This is a genomic window from Mesorhizobium huakuii (assembly GCF_030160235.1).
GTDB classification, from domain to species: domain Bacteria; phylum Pseudomonadota; class Alphaproteobacteria; order Rhizobiales; family Rhizobiaceae; genus Mesorhizobium; species Mesorhizobium huakuii.
On record NZ_BSNY01000027.1, the window covers coordinates 1 to 21,372 of the forward strand.

Consider the following 21,372-nt stretch of genomic DNA (forward strand, 5'->3'; position numbering starts at 1 on the left):
TGCAACACCTCCTCATCCTCTCAGATTAAGAGTGTTGCGGCGACCTATTGAACCCACCGGCGCAAAGCTGTCGTTCGCCCAGCGGGAGATAAATCGGCTTCGAGTTATCAATTTCGGTCGGCAAAGTCGCCTGACGACCAGTGTAAAATGGGTTTCACGACCACGTCGACGAAATTGCGCGACCAGGCGGAGACGGGCAGCGACCGGTTGCGGGAGGACGCAACCATCAGAACTTGCGGACGCAGAAAAGACCGCTTGGTTGGGCGGCTGATCTGCGCGATTTGGCATCGCAAGTTGAAATGATTGCTGGGCAGTGCAACCATCTTCACTTGCTCTTTCGCGCAGCAGCCTGGGCGTACCGTTCTTGCCAAGGTTGGCGTCGGGCGTTCGAATCGCCTCACCATGACAGTATGGAACCTGAAGCAGATCGAGTGACAATTCTGGGTTGGGCCGTCATCGGTCATGCCTTCAGTCCGGCAAGCGCTAGGCAGTCCATTAGTTTGTGGGCGTCCTTGGGTTCACAAAGCGCGAGCGCGTAGTCAGGCATCACATTGCTCAGACTCAGATCGGGTGCGACCGCAGCTAGATGTTGAACAGCCTGCTTGGCTTCCTTCGCATTTCGGGAAGCTGCTGCGGATGCAGCCCAGACGATGCCCGCACGCACGTGAGTTGGCTTCTTCAATGCTACAGCTTTGGCAACGCTTAGTGCTTCCGCATGCTCTCCTCTGAGGAATCGGGCGCTTGCGATGCTGTTCTCCCACCAATAGCTGACCGGGTAGCGCGGGTCGAGCTGAAGGGCGAGACTGCATGTCTCGATAGCCTCCTTCGTTCGCCCGAGCGCACCGAGATAGTCCCCTTTGTCGCCCAAGAGCAGTGAATTGTTGGGGTTAAGCGACATTCCAGCATCGCACGCGTACAGGGCCTCCTCCAGCCGACCGGCCTCCGCCAACGCAAACGCCATTGTCCAGTGAGCGCACTCGTCATATGGCGCAAGCTCAATTGCGTATCGGCAAAGATTCAATGCCTTTTCGACCGAGATCGCGTCATGGGGAATTTCGTTTGCGGCGAGACGCGAAACGAAGACAGTGCCGCGAACCCTGTGAGCCATGGCGCAGTCAGGATCTTCGAACAGGGCGCGCTCGACGAGTTTCTCCGCGTCCGCATTTCCTTGTGAAGTCATATCGTACAAACGTCCAACTGCTCGCCTGGCGAGTTCGGTCGGCTCGATATGCTCTTGCTTGTCCGATCTTTTACCGCGCCAAGCCGCCAGTTTGATCTGCGTATCGACGCACGTCGTGATGCTTCGGACGGTCTCGTTATATGGCGCAATTGTTCCGGCTTGATAGCAAGAAAACTTTTCTGACCAGATGCACGTCCGCGAGACCGTGTCGACTAATTGCGCAATTATCAGGAACGTGTGAGCATTCGCGTGGACGCTGCCGGTCAGGAGGTAGCGCACGCCCAGCTCACGAGCGATCGTATCATTTCGTGTGGAGCCGCCAATATATGCAGCGCTCAGAACGCGGGCGACGACATACAGTTCCCGGCAGCGTGACAGCGCGGAAATCAGCTGATCAGCGAGGACGTTCGCAAAGATCGCAGTCGCGTCCTCTTTAGCAAAACTTTCGAACGGCATCACCGCGATGGCTGTGTCTGGATTGATATTCCATTCCGTCGCTGGGAAGTTCGCTGACATCTCAAGCAAAGATCGACCGACGAGCCAGCACGCTGGCAAGTTTCCATTGTCACCAATGGAATCTATCAGCCGATTGAGATCTTCCGAGGGTTCAACGTCCAATTCAGACTTCAACAAATCGCGACACAGCTGGTATTGGCGGAGGGCGGCTTCCCGCTCACCGTGCGCAGCGAGAGCCTGGATAAGGGCCGCGTGGGAGTTTTCGCGCAGGCGGTCCAGATCGAGAAGCTGCCGTGCCCTTCGGATGCGGGCCTCTCCTGTTTCTAGACGTAGCAGACGATTATGGAGATCGATTGCGGCGCCAAGAAAGTGCTCCCGCGTTTCCCTAACCCAGTCATCGAACTCGCTGCTATGCGTAGTCAGACCATCAAGAAACGGCCCTCGATAGCGGGAAAGCGATTGGTCCCAGTCGGCGGGGTTGTGGCCTTCCTGCCCCCGGCGAATGGCGACGACATCGACACTTATTCTGGTTGCATCCAGCCTCAGTTCGTTCCGATCGGCGTGCAAAATGTCGGCGAAATCGCCAAGGTTTCGGCGCAAGCCATGCAAACACAGTCGAAGATTGCCGCGGGCATGTGCGTCGTCCATGTCACCCCAAAGAAGGGCGGCAATGCGTTCGCGTGGTAGGCGTTGACCATTATGGAGTGCAAGAAAAGTCAGAAGGGCCTGGGCCTTTCGACCGACGACCGTGACCTCATTGCCAGATGCCGCGTCTCGCAGTCGGAAACCACCAAGGGTTTCAAGATGCAAGGTGCGCGGTTCCCGGCCCATTTGCTCCACTAAGCCTGCAATGTCGTGGAGCCACGAGTACACGATTGGCCCCCTTCATTCACGCGAAAACTTACGGGGATAATCCCGGCGCTAGGCCAATGGAACCAACAAACGCTCGCCTAACGGTGGCTCCCGTAGGCTCTGGCGTAGTCCACATCTTGAGAGCAAACAATGCTGCCGTTACCACCATCCTCCCTTCGCTTGGCGATGAAAGTGTGGGCGGTTCATTTTGAGGAGCGCTATGCTGGCAAGGGCCTCGTTAACTGCTCGCGGGTTGATAGCAGACCGGCTTCGCTTCGACAAATGCGCAGCCGACTGCTGGGGGTCATGTTCTCAGCCATTCTAGTATGTCCCACTGCAGCCTCGGGGCACGACAGCTGGATATCCCGTCACAAGTTCCGTGATCCCTACTCGGGCGCGTGGTGTTGCAACGAACATGACTGCTCCCCACTCGACGAGACACGCGTTGTGGAAACTAAGGAAGGTTACGTCGTCGACCGCAAATTCTTCGTGCCAAGGGGTCGCGCCATGCCGAGTTACGATAGTCAGTACTGGGCCTGCTTCAACCCTGGCGGCTTGCATGGCCACGGTCCCAAACGGGATGTTCGATGCTTCTTCGTACCGATGAACATGTAACGGCAGCGTCTGCCAGCGGCTCGACACCAGCCAGCGCCGGTAGACCTGCCTTTGGAGTAGCCGACGACGTCCGGAGCAAGAATGGCAGCGAGCTTCCGGTCCATGACCGCCCCCAAATCTGAGTAGCATCACACTCCGCGAATGAAATCGCGGCGAGCCAACATCGAGTGGACATCCGTGTCACTCCGCCTGCTGCAGACTATGTCGGCCCTCGGCCCAGGCAAAGGCCTCCTCAAGCCTGTCGTCACCCCAGAAGGTCTCGCCCTCCACAACGAAGGCCGGAGAGCCGAAGATGCCGTAGCCGCGCGCCGCATCGGTCTCGGCCTTGAGTCGCTCATGAGCGGAAGGCGCGTTGGCCGCGGCGAACACAGCGTCCACGTCCTTTTCGAGCGGCGGCAACACATGCTCGAGATGGGCGCGATCGCCCAGCGCCATTCCTTCCAGATACCAGGCCCTGAAGCTCGCCAGTGTGTAGGCTTCGCACCAGCCGCCCTCCGCCGCCACCATAGCAACACGGTTGGCGAGAAGATCGGGATCCGTCGGCCAGATCGGTGCCTTGACGAAGGGCACCTCATGGGTAGCCGCCCGCCGCGCCACGTCGCGCCACATGTAGGAGACCTTCGCAACCTGGGTACGCAGCGCTATGTTGTTTTCGGCCATGACGGTCCGGACATTGAAAGGCCGCCACCGCACGGCAATACCCGCCTGCCTGGCCATCGCTCCAATGCGCATCACCGAAAGGTAGGCATAGCCGCTGCCGAAGAAGTAAAAGAAGTCGAACTGCCTCACGTCGCCCTCCATTGGTTTGTGTGAGAGAACGCGGCGCCAGCGATAGGTCGCTGCCTATCTGACGTCTCCGCCGACGATTTCATATCTCCCCGAAGTAGCGAGCACGCGCCTGGTCGTCCGACGGCGCCTCCGGCCCCAGCCCCAGCGCGTCCGGAACGCGCGTCGGATCGCGGGCAAAAAGCGCAAATGCGTGGTTACGTCGCTTGTCAGCAGCATCTCCACGATCGAACAGCAAGGCCGTCTGCATCGCCTCCAGTCGCCGCATCCGCCCGTAGAAGTCGTCATGGTCCGTGGCATAGGTCTCCGCTGCCGATCTCCAATCGGAGCTCTCCAGCAATCGGTCCCTCAGCAGTCGCACATCCCGAAGTGTCCTCGACAAGCCCCTGCCCCAGGCAGGGTCAGTGGCGGCCGCTGAGTCGCCAACCAGAACAACGCCATCTCGGTATGGGTCCTCGACCCAACGGTGCGATCCGTCGAAGCTGGCGAACGGACCAACTTGTCGTGCCCTATCGAACCAATGGCCGGGAGCGCCGACCGCCCTCAGCTGCCGTATCATCTCATCGACCGAATGGCGGCCGGACAGCCGCTTCGGCAGGACATCTTTGTGATAGATGAGATAAATTCGGTTGCGTCTGGGCGCGATGCGCATGGCGATTACCATTCGCCCGCCCGCGGGATCGTAGAAAAGATTGACAGTGTTCGCCGTCGGCCTCGCCTCGCGGGCGAGGAACTCCGAGCAATTAATGTTACCCTCCAGAACCATGCCCGCCGTGACCAGTTGCTCAGGGTCGTGCAATACCTGGAAGCCGAGATGCGACCGCAGCCGTGAATCCCGTCCGTCCGCTAGAACGATGAGGCGTGCAGAGAACTCTCTGGCGTCGCCTCCGATACGAAGCCGTGGCAGATCTCCAAATGTCACTCCCGAGACCGCGTTCCCGCGCCTTACCTCGGTCCCGAGCGTTTCGGCACGTTTCAGGAGGGCAGCTTGCATCTCGGCATGTGGAAATGTCACGCAGCAGGTGGCAGCCGGAGTCGTCGCAAGCAGATCACGCACTACGGGGGCTGAGCCATTTGTGAAACTTGAAAAGTATGCTGCCTCAATGGCGCACCTCTCAAGAAGCAGATCATAGATACCCAAGCGCTTCGCCTCGAGACTTCCCCAGGGCATGAGCACCTCGCCGCGGATTCGGTCCCTGAACTTTTCTTGGTGCTCGACGATGAGAATCCTGAGGCCGTGGCCCGCAAGGGCGATGGCGAGTGAAGAGCCCGCCAGACCACCGCCGACAATAATCAGGTCGTAGTCAACGACGGCGCCGCTAGACGATGGAGTTTTGCCGCTTCTTCCTCCTGACATCGCCCCACCGGCCAATATTTGAAGATGCTAATATATTTACCCCGCGCTGTCCGCGAGTCAAATCCCGACGCCTGCGCGGTCATGTAATGCAATGCTAGGCGTTCCTACGGCAGAGGCGAACAGCCCGAGATTCATCGATGTCCGCTATTAGGAATTGACGACTTTACCCCCCTGTCTGACATGCTGAAGGGTTTCGGGTGCCGTCAGGCGTACTAAAGCCTCTCATGCAGGAACGCGCGGTCCGTGCGCGGTGAGCTATGGGGATTTGTGTTTTGGGGTGTGCCAGCGTCTGTCGCGGACGTCCACATGGGGCGCTGGTGGCTGGTCGTGCATGCGGCTTGTGGGCCAGGTCGGCGAGCTTCTTGCGGTGATACCGCGGGCTTCACGTGCCTAAAGGCCGGCGCCATAGCGAGGCGCGCATACCTTCCCGTTGACCCGCGCCGGCGTGGCGCGGTCGTGCGAGGAAGCGGGCCATGCCGGGTCATGGGGCGGTCTCCCGGTTCGTCGTCCGTGCGCCGGGCGGTCCGCGCGGCTGCCTGCACCGTTCGAACACCTCGATGACGATCATACGCCCGCCGCAACATGGGCACGGCGGGCGGAAGTCGTCCGGTTCCGGCGATGGATCGTTCGTGGCCGGAGGCGCGGCCGCCAGCAGTTCGCGGGCGAGCGCGAGGCAGTCCTTGCGAGAGCCGCCCGCGAGCAGGCCGTAGTGGCGGATGCGATGAAAGCCGCGCGGCAGGACATGGAGCAGGAAGCGGCGAATGAACTCGTCCGTGACGAGCGTCATGACCTGCTGCCGGTCGGCGCCAGGGCGACGATAGTCCTTGTAGCGGAAGGTGACGCCGTCCTCGTCGAAACGGATGAGGCGCCGGTTCGAGATGGCGACCCGGTGGGTATAGCGCGACAGATAGGCGAGCACTGCCTCAGGCCCGGCGAAGGGCGGCTTGGCGTAGACCACCCAGCGCTTCTTCCTGACGGGAGCGAGGTGGCGCAGGAAGGCCCGCCGCTCAATGAGATGAGCAAGGGCGCCGAAGAAGGCGAGCCGACCGGCGTCGTGCAGCGTGAGCAGCCGGGTGAGGAACAGGCGGCGGAAGAGCTTGCCGAGCACCTTCACCGGAAGAAGGAAGGCCGGGCGCGAGGAGACCCAGCGCTTCCCGTCGAGCGCGATGCCGCCGCCCGGCACGATCATGTGCACGTGCGGATGGTGCGTCATTGCCGAGCCCCATGTGTGGAGCACAGCGGTGATGCCGATGCGCGCGCCGAGATGCTTCGGATCGGCCGCTATCGTCATCATCGTCTCCGATGCCGCGCGGAACAGCAGGTCGTAGACCAGCGCCTTGTTCTGGAAGGCGATGTCGGCGACCTCGGCGGGCAGCGTGAAGACGACATGGAAGTAGCCGACCGGCAACAGGTCGGCTTCGCGCTCGGCGAGCCATGTCCGCGCCGCCGCGCCCTGGCACCTGGGACAGTGCCGGTTGCGGCAGGAGTTGTAGGCGATGCGCCACTGGCCGCAGTCCTCGCAGGCCTCGACGTGACCGCCAAGGGCTGCGGTGCGGCAGTTCTCGATCGCCGACATCACCTTGAGATGCTGCTGGCTCAGGTGCCCTGCATGGGTGGCCCGGTAGGCGGGCCCAGCAGCACGGAAGATGTCGGCAACCTCCAGGTCCGAGCGCACCGGTTCAGCCGGGAGGCGACTTATCCTCCATCAGCGCCATCAGCCGGTCGAGCGGCCCTGCGACCGCGTGGATCGTCCGGGTCGAGACCTTGGTGTAGAGCGCTGTCGTTTCGAGCTTGCTGTGCCCGAGCAGCACCTGGATGACGCGGATGTCGACATCCTGCTCGAGCAGGTGGGTGGCAAAGCTGTGCCGCAGCGTATGCGGGCTGACGCGCTTGCGGATGCCGGCGACTTCGGCGGCTTCCTGAACCGCGCGATGTAGTTGCCGCGACGAGATCGGATCGGTGCAACTGCGCCCTGGGAACAGCCAGCCATGGGGGAGCATCACCCCGCGACGCCTGCCTTCGCGCCACCACAGCCGCAGCAGTTCCAAGAGTTGCGGCGAGAGCATGGCGTTGCGATCCTTGCGTCCCTTGCCCTGTTCGACGCGGATCAGCATGCGTGTGGAGTCGATGTCATCGACCTTGAGGTGCGCGACCTCCGATACGCGCAGGCCCGCGCCATAGGCGACACCAAGCGCGGCCTTGTACTTGATGCCAGGTGCTGCTTCGAGCAGCCGCGCCGCTTCCTCCACGCTCAGCACGTCCGGCAGCTTGCGTGGATGGCGCATGATCACGAGCACACGTGCCAGATCCCGTCGCTTCAGCGTCACCAGAAACAGGAACCGCAACGCCGAGACCGCGCCGTTGATGGTCGCAGGCCCGATGCCGCTCTCATGCTGATACAACTGGAAGCGGCGGATGTCCTCGGGCGTCGCAGTATCGGGAGAGCGTCGGAGGAAGGCTGCGAAGCGCCGGACGTGACGAACGTAGTCCTGCTGGGTATGGGAGCCCAGGCCTCGCATGAGCATGTCTTGTTGCATGCGCTGGCGAAGCGGCGTGATCGGTGCATCGGTCGACAGGGTATCCATGGCAAGTTCCTCTCGTTGAAGGAACTCCATGGTCAGATCGCAGCTTCTACACGCTCAAGACCAATACCTGTCACGCCATCTCAGAACGAGGCGCCCCTCCCGCGAAGCGGGTTAGTGCAAGAGGCGCAAAGCTGATGTCCACATTTGGGAGCATGCTGACACGCGCCTTCAGGAAGGCACGCGTGCAAAAGGCTCGGTGGCTCCAAAATTATTCGAAAACCGAATCTGGTGTCCAACCTTGTCCATGGCCACCCGCAAATCGGGCTGAGGCGCGACCCAGAAAGTTCGAAAAGCTTCCAGGAACCCCAGGCAAACTGGACTCTGGCGCACATGGGCCGTCTCCTGGCAGGGTTTCTTCAGTGTCAGGCCTTCGTTTCGGCCTGGAACTCGCCTTCAATCACGACCTTAGCCGAGGCCGCGGCATCGGACTTTAGACCCGTCCTATTTGCCGCCGTCCCTACGTCGGGCTACGACGATGCGCAAAGCCCTCTTGCGCGCCCGTAACTGTCTCTCCTTTCTGGATCAGGAGCAGCCAGAAACAGCCAGTAGGAGGCAGCACGACCATGCCCGAACCAGACCGTATCATTCGCCTGAAAACCGTCCTTTCCCGGACCGGTCTGTCCCGGTCCACCATCTACCGCAAGATCGCCGAAGGTACGTTCCCACCCCAGATCCAGATCAGTATCCACGGTGCCGGATGGCATGAATCCGCCATCAGCCGCTGGATCGCCAATCCCGCTTCGTGGCGGCCGCAAGACCATGGCGACAAGTTGTGATGAGGTGATCCGCCCTGCGCGAAAGGCTGGCCTTTATCAAAACGCAGCGGTCATGGCGTTGCCGGATCGATATTCATGGTGGCGCGAGAGGTCACCCAGCACAGATCGGATATGCGGCCAGGGGAAATCGTCTGGATGTTCCCAGTGCTCACCGTCACGCAAGATGACCTTGAGCTTGGCCAAAATGCCTTCGATGGGCGTGGCCGCTGTCTCCGGTAGATCATCCAGAAGTGCGCTTTCGGCTGTTTCCGATTGCCGGATCAGTTCGTCTGTTCTCGAATAGCCGATCTCATCATCAGCAGCGTCCCAGCGCGCCTGGTGCGCCGTGAAATCCGCAAGCGCCCTGCCCCATTCGACCTCGTTTTCAGGAGAGTAGGCATCGTTCAGGCTCTCGATGGAATGGAGCGTCACGTCCCTACCATCGGCAAGCCGCACCCTGGCGCAGGGAAAGCCGATCTTCCTGGCGAGGTGTGTCTCCAACCGCTGCTGTTCGCGGCACAACGCCAGTGTCTCATCGTGGATCTTTTGCCAGTTCCCACACAGACGAAGAGCAGGATCGACCGCGCTGCTGCCGTCCGTCAGTTCGGCGGCCCGAGACTTTCCATGGAAGGGCCATGCCGCCGCGACCGTGGCCGTGCCCGCCAGCAAGCGCCGCCGGGTGACGAAAAACGCACTCATGCTATTGTCGGAATCAGCCATGATCCGAGCTCCTAACAGCTGGGTTGTGGTGAGGCCGCATCGAGTGTTCGCGCATTCGGTGCGGCCGCTTTCTAAAAACGAAAGGATTATTGGTTTTTAGAAAGCAGATGTCAACGTTTTCCGAAAAGGCTTGCGATTTTCGGGAGTTATCACCAGTTTGCGGAATGGATTCTTCTCAATGTCGCGCCGCACGAGCGCTGTTGAAATGGACGCAAGAGGATCTCGCCGCCCGCTCCGGCGCGAGTGCTGTTACCATTCGCAATTTCGAAAATGACCGTTCTGTTCCACAAACTGGAACGCGATACCTCCTCCAAAAAACGCTTGAGAATGCCGGCATCGAGTTCATCCCTGAAAATGGCGGTGGTGTCGGTGTGCGTCTGTCACGGCGTTCCGAAAGGACGTAGGATCGGTGAAGTAGCTCCCGGTAGGCAAGGCAAAGCGCGTCCATTAGCCGACAATCTTTCGATTGCGGCGGCAGTCAGAGGGATCAAGATCAACCGCGAAGACTTCGCGAGCAGCAGGAAGGATTCGGGTCGAACGACGACTGGGCAGACCGGTTCATGCAACTGCCTTCGCTCGCAGAGGTTCGATGTTGCCCTTGCCTGCAATAATGCCGGCAAGCCGATCGGCCCAAAGCTCCAAGGCGTCCCGTTTCTCGCTCATATAGTCGTAGCGCGCATATACCCGCGACGTGACCGTACTCTTGGTCACCGAAACGTGGTTCAACACTTGCCCGACGATGAACGGCGAAATGCCGATTTCTTCCATGCCCGTCGCAGCAGATCGCCGTAGGTCATGCGGCGTCCACGGTGCAATGCCCATGATCATTGCCACGCCGCGCTTGCTGATCTCTTCTCGCTTCACTGCCTTCGGGACAGATGCGCCGGTGACGGCTGCACGGGCGCCCGGTCCAGGAAAAACGAAAGGCGGTACCGCCCTGCCCTTGCGCTCCGACAGCGTCTTCACGTCTGCGATCTGATCGCCGATGATCCGGATTGCCATTTCGCACAGTGGCACAACATGGTCGCGGCCGTTCTTCGCGCGCCTGGCTGGTATCGTCCACAGGCCGCGTGTCAAGTCCAGTTCGCCGTGCTCCATGCCGGCGATCTCGCCAACACGCTGTCCGGAAACCAGGCACAGGCGCAGAATTCGGCGGGTGCTTTCCCGCATGTCGGCTTCGGGCAAGGCTGCCCACATCGTCTTGATCTCGTCGGCCGTCAGCACGCGGTTGCGCTCGACCGTTTCAGTCGGCCTCGCCATACCTTCGGTCAAGTTGCTGTCCAGATCGCCACGACCGCGCCCCCATCGGATCATGGCGCGAATGTCCTCGAACACCCGGTTCGCCTCGACGGCCGCGCCCCGGTCCTTCACCGCGTCGATCGCCTTGGTGATGTCGCGACGATGCAGGTCCGCGAGCTTCACCTCGCCGATGCAGCCAGATGATGCCTTCTCGACCTTCTTTCCGTCAGCGTCATAGCCGGACACATTCTTGCGCAGCCGGCGCGCAATCTCATCGACCGACCGCCGCGATGATGCCCGGCGGGTGAGATAGCTCTCAACCAAATCAGAGACGGTCATCGAGGCGGCGTGCGCCTTCTTGGCGGCCACAGGGTCGCCGCCCTCTTGCACGCTTGCACGAGTGTCCTTGGCCTTCTGGCGAGCACCCTTGTCGGTGCCGAGCGGTGTCTCGGGATAGGTGCCGAGCTTCAACCATTGCCGCTTGTCGGGCGGCCCGTAAACCACGAACCAGGTCTTTTGCCCACCCGCCGAGACGCGCAGCACAAGACCTTTTACGGTCGTATCGAAATAGTCGGCTTTTCGGCCGGAGCCGGCCTTGGCGGCCTGGCAGAATTTGTCGGTGAGTTCGAGTTTCGGCATCTGTCCAGCGACCAATCTTGCTACAACCGGTTTGCCCGGGTTCCGTGAGTGATCTACAGAATAATCTACAGAAAACCATGAGCTTTGTCGATACTGGCTGCGACAGGTCGCGACGGGATGAAACGCTAATTAGTTGTTATCCATAGAATTTTTAGAAATTCAGGCTGTCGCACGCTGGTCCAGAAAGTCGCACTAGAAACCCTCTGTTAACCGGTTGGTCGCTGGTTCGAATCCGGCCCGGGGAGCCAAATCTTTTCAAAGACTTATGTGGCTCTGGCTTTCCATCCGTGTGGCGGGCTGCACGGTTGTGGCAACGTTTTGGCAACACAATCTATAACCGAATCCGAGAAGGCAGCCTTAGAGTCGAGCCAACGAGCCTCGTCAAAAGTTATTGTGTGTGCTGCCAGAAGCGCGGGTCGTTACCAAAATCGTCCACCTTTAGCCGCCCGAGCTTCAGGCATGAAAAAAGCCCGCGATGAACAGACAGGGTCTCTGAACGATCAAATTCGCGGTTGTCACGATAAAACCAGGTCTGATGCGTCGGATACACCACGCGTCCGTCGTTGTTCGTATATGTCTTTCCCGCCCTTACCGACTGCCCCAAAACGCCGACATGATATAGGTCGCGGCATATCCCCTCCGCCCCAAGCGTCTTGACTACCTGCATGACTAGCTGGTCCCGCGCAGCAATTGACTCAGCGCGCCTAGTGAATTGGTCCACAGTGAAATGGCGCTCCCAACCTGCGAGGATTCGCCTCATGACATTGACCACCGACATGTTGTGCGCAGCGTTCAATTCCTCGGCGCGCTCAGTCCATGCGATATCAGAATATTCAACTAAGACATCCGCAAATACGCTGGTGTTGTATTGGGCAGCGCCCGGAGTAACATTGGTCGCAGCATTAAATAAATTAACAATATCACGCGGGTTGCACCATGTAATCTCACTAATAAACTGCTTAGGTGAAACCCCAAAAATGTCACGAGAGAAATACGATGCCCATATCTCCTGATTCGTATTACATTTTCCAAAATGCTTCATTTCGATAGCCGATATCCGTTTTTCAATTATATCGAATATAGGATATTTTGTAACATCGTTTCCCTTGTGCCAATCAAGGTGAAATCCGTGATCGACCAAATATTTGTCTATCTCGTTTCGAGAAATGCTGGCTGCTTTTGCTATTTCCACCCTAACAGCCGTGTAAAGATAAACAGGTATTCCGGCCTCTATAAACCTCCTGTTTAGCTGACCAACCGTAATTATAATATCTCTAATAAGTATACTGTCTCGCTTATGTTGCTTTTGCCCGATCATAGACAGATTAAGCTCATCCAAGTAGATAATAAACTTAACATCAATGGGGTAGTGAAATTTGCATATTTTTTCGATAACAAGATCGGCAAATCTGTTATAATTTATACTACCATCCTCTGGCTTCTCCCAATTAAGTATGGCTTCCATTTCTGCAAAATCGCCAGCCTTTCCCTTTAGGGTGAGCTGCCCAGCTTTAATACCGGCCAGTATCCTTTGCAATCCTTTCACCTTGTTGTCATCAAATACCTTACTAATAAGTGCATGAAGTCTACTCGCATCTTTGCTGGCATCGAACATTCGGTTATCGCTAGACAATAGTTCAGCAATTTTCTGCGCCAGGTATACGCGCCACATATCTCTCGTATCTACGTCATCGCCAATGTCTGGTTTAACTTCGTTGTCGAATTCTAAATTTTGCGCGATCTTATCCCGCTCCTGTGCGCTGATATCTTCGGAAAACACAATTGCCTTCGTTACATTACCCGCATTCTTTTCCATCTCTAACATATATCGAAGTAGCGCGGTTTTACCTGAGCCCTTCGTTCCGTAAAATATGAAGCGGTCGCCGCTGCGGATGGCATCGATTTCGTGCTGCTCTGGCGATGCGAACGCATCTATGAAGAGCTTCTTCGCGGACTGGTCGCGAGTTATGAAGGAGCTTTTGGCGTCTGTTTTACCAAACTCGATTTGGTGACGGCGCAATAACTGGGGCATAGCGACTCTCTGCAAGGCGGCATTCTACTTGAATGAAAAATAGGCACGCTCGCTCATATCTGTGCAAGGCCCTTTTTTGAAAGTTGGCTATCGGTTCGACAGAACTCCCTCCAAAAATCTGGACTTCCGTCGTAGCTCCCCACCAGGGCGTTGCCTAACGTCGCATCCAATAACAGCGGATCGCGAGGCGTATCATAATGCAACTCATCCCCTATGACGGCCTAAAGGCCAAAGGAATTGATTACAGCCGTCCCCACATTTGGCGGCTTGTGAAAGCGAAAGATTTCCCTGCCCCGATCAAATTGGGTGCTAGCGGCGGTCGCAACCTGTGGGTTGAGAGTGAAGTGGACGTTTACATCGCACGGAAAATAGCCGAGCGCGATGCGGCGGCGAGAAAAGCAGCGGCGGCATAAGAGCCAAATCCCACTTCACATCACAGGACCTTATCGGTCTGAGCCGACGCGAAACCGAGCCCGCCAATGTCTTATGAAAATCTGCCGGCTGAGCTAAAGGCGCTCATTCGCTGGTGTTGCTGGCGGCATGAAACGCCAGTTGGCGAAACTTCGCCGACGAAAATTCCATACAATCCCGTAACAGGCGCGAAGATGGCGACGAATGATCCGCAAACGTGGTGTTCGTTCGAACAAGCGGTGGCGGCTGTCAACAGCTATAGCGGGATTGGCTTCGTCTTCACAAAGCGCGATGGCTATTGTGGTCTTGATCTAGATGACATTTACGCGTTGAAGCCGGACGGCTCGCCCAAGTTTGCGCCCGAGAAGCAAGCCGAAATTGCAAAAATTCAGAAAGAAATCTTCGACAACGTTCCAGGCTACGCGGAATGGTCCCCTAGCGGGCGCGGATTGCACATTATCACCAAGGCAACAGTGCCGCACGGTCGCCGCCGCGATGCCGTCGAAGTCTATTCCGACCTCCGCTTTTTTACGATGACGGGCAACGTTTATCGACATGATCCGATCATTGATGCCGGCGAGATCGTCAATAGGCTTTGGGAAAAGATGGCTTCGGCGAAATCGGCGCCAGCTAACGGCTACGCTCCCGTCCTTGTTCAGAAGGATGACGACGCAACGATAATCGATTACGCACAGAATGCGAAGAACGGCGACAAATTTACGGCTCTATATAACGGCAACTGGCAAGCTTATTATTCGTCACAATCTGAGGCTGATTTCGCTCTGATAAATATCATTGCGTATTATACGCAACTTACCCCGCAAATCATACGAATTTTCCGCGACAGCGCGTTAGGCAAGCGCGCGAAAGCTGACCGCGACGCATACATTACAGACATGATTGGGAAGGCGATTAGCGACCGCCTCCCACAATGGAATGAACTTCCCGGCTGGAATATTGAGGGCGTAGTCAATTCGTTTAACCCGGGCATTCAGCCGCCGAACGTGTCCGCCAACGAAACCGTTATACCTGTCGATCTATGGGCAAATTTCGATCCGCCGTCACTTCCTTCTGGATTGTTGCCGCCGCTCATTGAACAATTCGCACGAATTCGCGGCCTTCAAATGGGTGCGGACCCTGGCGGTATCGCCACATCAACGCTCGCAATTTGCGCGGCGGCGATCAGCGACGGAATTCAGGTTCAAGTTAAGCGCCACGATTTGAGTTGGACCGAAAGCGCTCGCCTGTGGGTAGCGTTGGTAGGGATGCCGTCAACGAAGAAAAGCCCGATAATGAGAGAGGCCGCGCGACCGCTATTCAAGATCGACGCGGAGCTTTTCCGTGCCTACGCGACGGCGAAAGCCGAGTACGACGCTCTCGATAAAAGCGAGCGCAAGGTCGCGCCGCGTCAGATGCGGCTGCGATTGGAAGACACCACGATTGAAGCCGCGCAAGATGTCCTCAAGGACAGCCCCAACGGTGTTCTATGCTACCAGGATGAGCTATCCGGTTGGTTCGGGAGTATGGACAAATACTCCGGGGCTCGCGGCGCGGCCAAGGATCGCGGTTTTTGGCTGCAATCGTTCAACGGTGGGCAGTACGCCTTAAATCGCATCAGCCGTGGCGTGGGCTTGATCGACAACTTGTCAATTTCCATGTTGGGCGGCATTCAACCCGAAGCAATTCGCAAGCTTGCCGCCGACACACATGATGACGGCCTACTGCAACGACTTTTCGCAATCGTGCTACAGCCGGCAACTAACGGCACCGACGAGCCTTCCCCAGACATTGCTAGCCAGTATGGGACGCTAATTGATCAGCTTCACCGGCTTCTTCCAATGCGCCTGTCTTTCGCCAACGATGCACAAGCAATTCGCGACCAACTGGAAAAGCGTCATCTCTATCTAACTGCAATCGAGGCAATTAACCCGAAACTCGCTGCCCACATTGGTAAGTACGACGGCCTTTTCGCTAGGCTTTGCGTTATCTGGCATTGCGTCGAACACGCATATTCGTTCGGCAACGTGCCGACGGCAATTAGCGGTCAAACCGCCTACCATGTCGCCACTTTCCTGCACGAATATCTTCTTCCTCACGCGATTTCATTCTTTGTGGGAATTCTCGGCGTCTCCGACGATCAAGACGTGCTTAAATCTACTGCCGGCTACATCCTTTCCCGCCCCGAGAAGACCGAGATAACTTTTCGCGACGTTTCGCGTGGCGATAGACAAATGCGCGCGCTAGATCACTTTGAGGCGCGCAAGGTGCTTCAAAAGCTAGAGGCGCTTGGCTGGCTGCTCCCAATTCCTGGCCCGCGAGAGAGATGGGCCGTTAATCCCGAATGTCATCGGCTTTTTGCTGATCGCGGAAACCGTGAGCGTGAGCGCCGAGATCAAGCGCGTCAGATCATAGCGGAGGCGGTGGCGCCCCGATAAAAGCAAGTCAGAACCTCGCACCAACATTAGCCGCCCTCAACTTGTGATTTCTGCTAGCATCGTCGTCGCACTGTCGTCCGGTTTTTCTACTGCAAGGAATTCACCGATGTTATCCACACCTTTTCGATTTGAGCCGGAACTCACACCAGAAGATTTTCAGAAACTCGGACAACTGGCAATGAGATGGTCTCATATCGAGCACATGATTGGTAATTGTCTCAAAGCACTACTCGACCTTTCAATGGAAGATGCCGTGGTGATGGTGTTCTCGCTGTCGACCGAACAGAGGCTGCAACGCCTCTCTCAACTTGCCAAAACGAAGACACTTAATACGGAAGCCGAGAAGGCCCTTAGCGAATTGGTGGACATTATGAAGGGATTGCAGATCGTTCGAAACGACACAATCCACGGGATCATGGCTGAAGGTAGCTCAGGGCAAATTCTTCACAATCGATCGAAGCAGCGCCAGATCACAAAGGAACAGGTCTTCAGCTGTGAGGAACTGACCAACTATGCTGCCCACGCGGTCTTATCGCTTCGCTATGCACTCGGATTGAAGGATAGCCCAGGCGATCGGCATCCGTTGCCTGAGCGCCCCGAGATACCTGCATTTCTTCAAAAATCGATTCCCAGTCGCAAAAAATGAGTGCAGATTTTTGTCACCATTGTCCCTTGCGCGCATGGATAGAAAAAAGCCCCCTCTTCCTTTTATATAAGCGCCTTTCTACGTCGCGCGCGCGAGGGACATCGGTGACAAATCTCATCGGAAGGATCAAACCGAAAGGACTGTCCAAATGAAGCTGAGATCATTTGATAACAAAGCGCACGAGATTATCGCAAGCGTGCTGGACAATGCCGCCGAACATCTCGTTCAAACGGCACGTTGCAAACCGACTGAGACCGATGAGTATCTTACGCTCGCATATATCGCCGAATGCAGTTCGGTCATAAAGAACGGGACTTCCTATTTGGAAGTTGACGAGATCATTGGTGCGGAACTTTTCTTAGAGCATTTCGCGTCGGGAAAGAGCCGAACTTCCTTTATGCGAAACGACAGAAAATGCGCTAAGCAATTGGCGGCTCACCCCAACGTCTATTTTCCTGACTATCTAACCATTTTGCGACTGGCGTATTTGCGCGTTTTGAACGCGGCAGACGACGCCACCTCAATTCGCGCGAACGGAACATTGATGCTAGCGGCGGCATCGTTACCAGGAGTTAGCACGGATATTCGTCGTGAGTTGCGGCGTCGTGGCCTCACTTATGAGTTGTCACTTGTACCGAAAGACGTTCTTCAGAAGCGCCTCGGTCCCAACGGCACTTTGGCAATTGCCCATCGGATGTCGGGTCGAAGTCCGTCGCTTCGATAACCTGCGGGCACGGGACAAAAATCCCTCGCCTTTTTCCGCGCTCAGGGAGCCTATTAGGCGCCCTTCGGGCCATGGCGGCTCAAACCTCCCCCGAAGGCGAAAACACGTCCCTTTGCGACTCGTCTGCGGCCCAAAATCAAGGCCCCTTGGCCCTGGCGCGCAAGATCAACCTAAACGTCATCGAATTTTCACCAACCGGTATGCAACCGTTTGCCCGAGTATGCTAACATATTGAAAAATCTACATATTATATAGACTTCTGGGACGATTGACACATTTGGCAACACCATGGCAACATTCGGCATCAAAATGACCCATGTAGCCGATGAAAAGACCTGCCATAGCCTACGCAAGACCGACCGCTAGTACACGAACCGGCAACGGTTCTGCTTTGCTTGAAGGGATCGACGGTCGCACTGCCGGCGCGCGCCGCTATCGCGAACTTCTCTTCAGACTTAACGGCGAATTGCAATTGGAGCTTTCCAAGGCCAAGCGCCGCATGACGACACAACAGGAATTGTTGCTTCGCCGCGCCGCTTTCCTGGCGCTTTGGTGCGAGACGACCGAAGCGAAATTGGTCAACGGCGAAGACATCGACATTGACGCGTTCAACGTCGCGACAAACACACTACGCCGAATTCTCACTGATACCGGCCTTCCCCTCAATTAACGTACGAAAGGTATTTCCATGGCACTCCCGCAGAACCAGCGCGCGCCGCACCTCACTACCAATACCCATGACCCGCTGATCGACCTTCGCGTCGTTGACGAAGCTGGCGGCGATCATCTGCTAGGCGAGCGATATCTGAAGCCAAATCTCGCGGAGGCCGTAACGACCGATGCCGTTGTCAGTCAGATGAAAGGGGCTCACGACAGTTTGCGGAACGGTTTCACGGCAATGAAAGCGGCACTGCGATCCCAAGACCCGACAATGACGCCGGAAGCCAACTTTATGGACCTGAAAAAGCGCGCAGATGGCTGGCTCGACAGCATTGCGAAACTCGCCACGGATGCTAGCACGCAAGCGAAGCGAACGATTGAGGGTATCGACAATGATATCCGCGCAAAGCTTGAAATTGAGGACGGTCCCCGTTCAAACGAAATTCGCCGTCATCTTCTCGGGCTGAAGGAAAATGACCGTCTTACGGTTGCGTTGAAGGCCATTGATGCCGGCGACAAGGAAACCATGGCCGCCGTTCTAATCGGGCCGTCATTTCTAAGTGGCTTTTCGGATGATCAGCGCACGATGCTACGCAATAGACAAGGCGAGAAAATGGCTGGCGACCTGATCGCCCGCAAAAAAGTCTTGGAGGAGTGCATCTCTACCAATCTGCGAACGGTAGATGAAGCGCTGTCAGCCGTTGACGCGATTTTCCCTCGACATCGCGTAGAAGAGATTACGAAACGAAGGCAGGCGACGAAGGCGGTTAGGGACGGCTTTCATCCGCTATAGTTACCTGGAATTCCCACCGGGCAGGTCATTAAGGATTTTGGCCGAGAATAGGCAGAACGTTTCCTTTTGCCGGGTCAAAATCAGATGAACAGCCTCGTTCTCACTGGAATTGCCGCAGTCGCCGCTACTGTGGGCATCGCTGCCTACACGGGCGATCTTGGAACAGTTGTTGAACCGGTTGTTCGCGACTGCGCTCGTCATATTGATTTGTCTCCCGTCCGCCAAGATGGAGGAATGTCGAGTTATTGCAAAACGCTGTTGCGAATTCTCGTCTGGCAAAAAGGCGAGATTTACGCGAAACGCTTAGTCATTTCGGAAGGGCTTTCGAATCTAAATACGGGCAATCCGATGACGGATGCGCTTGCGAAAAGATTGGCTGAGCGCGCTAAAAATGGCGACTTTGATAAGGCCGCCCCCTCTGCGATCGAATCCGCGCAATGAGGCATTTCCAATCTACGGCCACTTAGCGTCAATGGCGGCACGATTGCTTTTGATCACGTCTTTAATTTGTCGGCCTAGGCCGGGCTCGTTGTCGTTCTGTCTGTCGTCAAGATCGATGCCAGTGGCTCGATGATAGAATTCGCGACAGAAGACGCTAAAAGTTCCATCGGGAGTTTCGGTAGGCTTCACCGTTCCAAACTCCAAAAAGAAGTCGAAAGCCCCTTCGACTATGCGCCGCTTACCCGTTTTGCGAGATGCCCCATTGGTATTGTCGAGCATGCACCGCTGAGCGCTTTTCTCAATGTTCGCCAGTGCATCGAGCAAGGCGGTTTGCTCGGGGACTATCCTATTTAATCCCCAAGCGGCTCCCATAAAATTCATATGCGTGTAGGCAAGCCTTGGATAGCGACTATCATGCTTGGTCAAGGACTCAATTGAGCGCGACAGTGCGCGCGCTTGATCCGCCAATTTTGTTAGAAACTCATTATTCTCGCTTTTCGGGTGTTCAAGCGTCAGATGCGCATCGAAAGAACCAACGAAACTATTCCGCAAACTTCGTTCGAAGCCATCGTTGAAGATGTCGCGACCTTCGCTAGTGACCCAATCGAATAACTTCCGCAATTCACGGTCGAATCTCTCATCATCAGCCATTCCGTGAACTCCGCAGACTGATGACATTGGCGGGCGGCGGATTAACAATCGAGCGCAATTTCCCTGCCCACAATTCATGAGCTTCGCGCATTTCATCCGCGAATTGATGTTGGTCGTAGACGCGGGCAATTCCTTTCCTTGCATGTCCGATGACCATCTCGGCGATCTCTGTGGGAATGCGCAGTGACGAAAGCCGAGTGCGGACAGTGCGGCGAATGTCGTGCAAAACGAAATCAGGAAGAGTGACCTTTTTAGGATCGTCACCGCGTTTCCGAGCTATTGCTTTCAACGTGCGGAGAATCCGCGCATCAAGCCGCTCTTTAGCCTTGCTAAAGCCATTGACGGGCAGAACGCCAGCTGTTGTCGAAAACAAATAATCGCCGGTGTGTTTGCCGATCCAATGCGGAAGCGTTTCGATGATCGAAAGCGCGTCGTCAGTCAGCGGCACCATGTGGGAAGCATCCGACTTAAAACGCTCGGGCGGAATCGTCCAGACCTTCGTACTTTTTTCGAGCTTGCCCCAATCTATCGGCGCATCGCCCGGCTGGCGCGAACGGAGCAGCCGAACCAAGTCGGGATGGAATTCGCTCCATTGGCCCTCCCCGACTTCGCTCTTGCGCTGCCCGGTTACCGCCAGGAGCCGGAAGAGCGGGCCGTAGGGATAGCCGAGACGCGCCGTCGCCCGCCAGAGCGCCGCAAGCTCAACGTCGGCTAGAACGCGCTGGCGGGGTTTCTTTTCCCCAATTAGGGCCTTTGGCTTCAGGCGGTCGCATGGCGACGCTTTGAGGCCGTAGGGCTGATTGATCGCCCAATTGAAAAACGAGCGGATATCGGTCAGCACGTTGTGCGCGTGAGCTAGCTTGCCTTGCTTCGTAAGCCCTTTGATCAGCGCCTTAACGTCATCGTCGGTGACATCGGTAATCGGCCTGTCTTTCCAGAGAGGAAGAACTTCCTTCCTCAACTCATACTCGACAACCTTGCCGCGTCGTTGTTTTTTGAGTTTCTCGGAAATGAAATCCTCAACGACAATTCCGAACCGCAAATCACGCTTGCGCTCAGCATCTTCCTTGGCTTTCCGCTGAGCCTCGCGCGGATCAACGTTTTGTTTGATAAGTTTTCGCCATTCGTCGGTACGTTCGCGGGCTTCCTCAAGTGTGAGATCGCCTTTTCCGCTCTCGCGATATTCGCCAAATGCATGGCGCGTTGGATGCTTCGATCCCGGAAAGCGAGTTACCATTACGAAGGTCCGGCGAAACTCGCCTTTTTCGTTTTTCGGTCCAACGCGAACCATTAGATTGCGCGTCTTCTCGTCCTTCACGTCATACCAATTGTCAGCAGGCCGCAACGCCTTCAACTCGCGGTCGGTGCTGTAGGATCGATTTTCCATGCCCTGGG

Annotated in this window: 20 protein-coding genes; 9 read left to right on the forward strand and 11 right to left on the reverse strand. The window is 56.7% G+C overall.

Annotation, left to right across the window (positions count from 1 at the left end):
* Positions 1-107 precede the first annotated feature (107 nt).
* The 6 genes from QQK95_RS14075 to QQK95_RS14100 form a co-directional block, all read right to left on the reverse strand.
* Positions 108-464 carry a hypothetical protein gene (locus QQK95_RS14075; RefSeq protein ID WP_284273331.1) on the reverse strand — a complete coding sequence of 119 codons (357 nt, stop codon included), beginning with the start codon at positions 462-464 and terminating at the stop codon, positions 108-110.
* Complete coding sequence (locus QQK95_RS14080; RefSeq protein WP_284273333.1) at positions 461-2,509, reverse strand: BTAD domain-containing putative transcriptional regulator; 2,049 nt, start codon at positions 2,507-2,509, stop codon at positions 461-463. The genes QQK95_RS14075 and QQK95_RS14080 overlap by 4 nt, the downstream gene beginning before the upstream one ends.
* 774 nt (positions 2,510-3,283) lie before the next feature.
* Positions 3,284-3,892, reverse strand: a complete 609-nt coding sequence (locus QQK95_RS14085) for a 2-hydroxychromene-2-carboxylate isomerase (RefSeq protein WP_284273335.1) — start codon at positions 3,890-3,892, stop codon at positions 3,284-3,286.
* A gap of 79 nt (positions 3,893-3,971) precedes the next feature.
* Entirely contained in the window at positions 3,972-5,246 is a 1,275-nt protein-coding gene (locus QQK95_RS14090) for an FAD-dependent oxidoreductase (RefSeq protein ID WP_284273337.1), read from the reverse strand.
* Between the two features lie 481 nt (positions 5,247-5,727).
* The gene (locus QQK95_RS14095; protein ID WP_409371687.1) at positions 5,728-6,921 is read right to left on the reverse strand and encodes an IS91 family transposase; all 1,194 of its coding nucleotides are present in this window, start codon (positions 6,919-6,921) and stop codon (positions 5,728-5,730) included.
* 4 nt (positions 6,922-6,925) lie between these two features.
* Positions 6,926-7,831 carry a tyrosine-type recombinase/integrase gene (locus QQK95_RS14100; RefSeq protein WP_240565405.1) on the reverse strand — a complete coding sequence of 302 codons (906 nt, stop codon included), beginning with the start codon at positions 7,829-7,831 and terminating at the stop codon, positions 6,926-6,928.
* Positions 7,832-8,394: 563 nt separating this feature from the next.
* Here QQK95_RS14100 and QQK95_RS14105 point away from each other — a divergent pair.
* The gene (locus QQK95_RS14105; protein WP_240565522.1) at positions 8,395-8,607 is read left to right on the forward strand and encodes a helix-turn-helix transcriptional regulator; all 213 of its coding nucleotides are present in this window, start codon (positions 8,395-8,397) and stop codon (positions 8,605-8,607) included.
* Between the two features lie 36 nt (positions 8,608-8,643).
* On the opposite strand, the gene QQK95_RS14110 is transcribed toward QQK95_RS14105, so the two are convergent.
* Positions 8,644-9,306, reverse strand: a complete 663-nt coding sequence (locus QQK95_RS14110; RefSeq protein ID WP_284273340.1) for a hypothetical protein — start codon at positions 9,304-9,306, stop codon at positions 8,644-8,646.
* Positions 9,307-9,413: 107 nt separating this feature from the next.
* Here QQK95_RS14110 and QQK95_RS14115 point away from each other — a divergent pair, with 107 nt between their 5' ends.
* Positions 9,414-9,710, forward strand: a complete 297-nt coding sequence (locus QQK95_RS14115; RefSeq protein WP_245492367.1) for a helix-turn-helix domain-containing protein — start codon at positions 9,414-9,416, stop codon at positions 9,708-9,710.
* Between the two features lie 154 nt (positions 9,711-9,864).
* Here QQK95_RS14115 and QQK95_RS14120 read toward each other — a convergent pair whose 3' ends face one another.
* Complete coding sequence (locus tag QQK95_RS14120) at positions 9,865-11,184, reverse strand: tyrosine-type recombinase/integrase (protein ID WP_240565323.1); 1,320 nt, start codon at positions 11,182-11,184, stop codon at positions 9,865-9,867.
* Between the two features lie 388 nt (positions 11,185-11,572).
* A complete protein-coding gene (locus QQK95_RS14125) occupies positions 11,573-13,216 on the reverse strand; it encodes a P-loop ATPase, Sll1717 family (protein ID WP_284273346.1) in 1,644 nt (547 codons plus the stop codon).
* 197 nt (positions 13,217-13,413) lie between these two features.
* Here QQK95_RS14125 and QQK95_RS14130 point away from each other — a divergent pair, with 197 nt between their 5' ends.
* From QQK95_RS14130 to QQK95_RS14160, 7 genes are all read left to right on the forward strand, one after another.
* Positions 13,414-13,629 carry a helix-turn-helix transcriptional regulator gene (locus QQK95_RS14130; protein ID WP_284273348.1) on the forward strand — a complete coding sequence of 72 codons (216 nt, stop codon included), beginning with the start codon at positions 13,414-13,416 and terminating at the stop codon, positions 13,627-13,629.
* Positions 13,630-13,695: 66 nt separating this feature from the next.
* The gene (locus tag QQK95_RS14135) at positions 13,696-16,062 is read left to right on the forward strand and encodes a phage NrS-1 polymerase family protein (protein WP_284273350.1); all 2,367 of its coding nucleotides are present in this window, start codon (positions 13,696-13,698) and stop codon (positions 16,060-16,062) included.
* A gap of 106 nt (positions 16,063-16,168) precedes the next feature.
* The gene (locus QQK95_RS14140; RefSeq protein WP_284273352.1) at positions 16,169-16,708 is read left to right on the forward strand and encodes a hypothetical protein; all 540 of its coding nucleotides are present in this window, start codon (positions 16,169-16,171) and stop codon (positions 16,706-16,708) included.
* 148 nt (positions 16,709-16,856) lie between these two features.
* Positions 16,857-17,432, forward strand: coding sequence for a hypothetical protein (locus QQK95_RS14145; RefSeq protein WP_284273354.1), 576 nt, complete (start codon positions 16,857-16,859; stop codon positions 17,430-17,432).
* Between the two features lie 325 nt (positions 17,433-17,757).
* A complete protein-coding gene (locus tag QQK95_RS14150; protein ID WP_284273356.1) occupies positions 17,758-18,102 on the forward strand; it encodes a hypothetical protein in 345 nt (114 codons plus the stop codon).
* 18 nt (positions 18,103-18,120) lie between these two features.
* Positions 18,121-18,885 (forward strand): hypothetical protein, encoded by a 765-nt coding sequence (locus QQK95_RS14155; protein ID WP_284273358.1) that lies wholly within the window; start codon positions 18,121-18,123, stop codon positions 18,883-18,885.
* 84 nt (positions 18,886-18,969) lie between these two features.
* Complete coding sequence (locus tag QQK95_RS14160) at positions 18,970-19,326, forward strand: hypothetical protein (protein ID WP_284273360.1); 357 nt, start codon at positions 18,970-18,972, stop codon at positions 19,324-19,326.
* Between the two features lie 12 nt (positions 19,327-19,338).
* Here the strand turns inward: QQK95_RS14160 and QQK95_RS14165 are convergent, their stop codons facing one another.
* Positions 19,339-19,977, reverse strand: coding sequence for a hypothetical protein (locus tag QQK95_RS14165; protein WP_284273362.1), 639 nt, complete (start codon positions 19,975-19,977; stop codon positions 19,339-19,341).
* Positions 19,970-21,364: a tyrosine-type recombinase/integrase gene (locus QQK95_RS14170; protein ID WP_284273364.1), complete on the reverse strand. Its 1,395-nt coding sequence runs from the start codon at positions 21,362-21,364 to the stop codon at positions 19,970-19,972. Before QQK95_RS14170 ends, QQK95_RS14165 begins: the two co-directional genes overlap by 8 nt.
* Between the last annotated feature and the right edge of the window lie 8 nt (positions 21,365-21,372).

Coding starts and splice junctions, on each gene's coding strand:
- QQK95_RS14075 (WP_284273331.1), bottom strand. CDS start 464: ATGACCGATGACGGCCCAACCCAGAATTGTCACTCGATCTGCTTCAGG.
- QQK95_RS14090 (WP_284273337.1), bottom strand. CDS start 5,246: ATGTCAGGAGGAAGAAGCGGCAAAACTCCATCGTCTAGCGGCGCCGTC.
- QQK95_RS14100 (WP_240565405.1), bottom strand. CDS start 7,831: ATGGATACCCTGTCGACCGATGCACCGATCACGCCGCTTCGCCAGCGC.
- QQK95_RS14105 (WP_240565522.1), top strand. CDS start 8,395: ATGCCCGAACCAGACCGTATCATTCGCCTGAAAACCGTCCTTTCCCGG.
- QQK95_RS14110 (WP_284273340.1), bottom strand. CDS start 9,306: ATGGCTGATTCCGACAATAGCATGAGTGCGTTTTTCGTCACCCGGCGG.
- QQK95_RS14115 (WP_245492367.1), top strand. CDS start 9,414: ATGTCAACGTTTTCCGAAAAGGCTTGCGATTTTCGGGAGTTATCACCA.
- QQK95_RS14120 (WP_240565323.1), bottom strand. CDS start 11,184: ATGCCGAAACTCGAACTCACCGACAAATTCTGCCAGGCCGCCAAGGCC.
- QQK95_RS14125 (WP_284273346.1), bottom strand. CDS start 13,216: ATGCCCCAGTTATTGCGCCGTCACCAAATCGAGTTTGGTAAAACAGAC.
- QQK95_RS14130 (WP_284273348.1), top strand. CDS start 13,414: ATGCAACTCATCCCCTATGACGGCCTAAAGGCCAAAGGAATTGATTAC.
- QQK95_RS14135 (WP_284273350.1), top strand. CDS start 13,696: ATGTCTTATGAAAATCTGCCGGCTGAGCTAAAGGCGCTCATTCGCTGG.
- QQK95_RS14140 (WP_284273352.1), top strand. CDS start 16,169: ATGTTATCCACACCTTTTCGATTTGAGCCGGAACTCACACCAGAAGAT.
- QQK95_RS14145 (WP_284273354.1), top strand. CDS start 16,857: ATGAAGCTGAGATCATTTGATAACAAAGCGCACGAGATTATCGCAAGC.
- QQK95_RS14150 (WP_284273356.1), top strand. CDS start 17,758: ATGAAAAGACCTGCCATAGCCTACGCAAGACCGACCGCTAGTACACGA.
- QQK95_RS14155 (WP_284273358.1), top strand. CDS start 18,121: ATGGCACTCCCGCAGAACCAGCGCGCGCCGCACCTCACTACCAATACC.
- QQK95_RS14160 (WP_284273360.1), top strand. CDS start 18,970: ATGAACAGCCTCGTTCTCACTGGAATTGCCGCAGTCGCCGCTACTGTG.
- QQK95_RS14165 (WP_284273362.1), bottom strand. CDS start 19,977: ATGGCTGATGATGAGAGATTCGACCGTGAATTGCGGAAGTTATTCGAT.
- QQK95_RS14170 (WP_284273364.1), bottom strand. CDS start 21,364: ATGGAAAATCGATCCTACAGCACCGACCGCGAGTTGAAGGCGTTGCGG.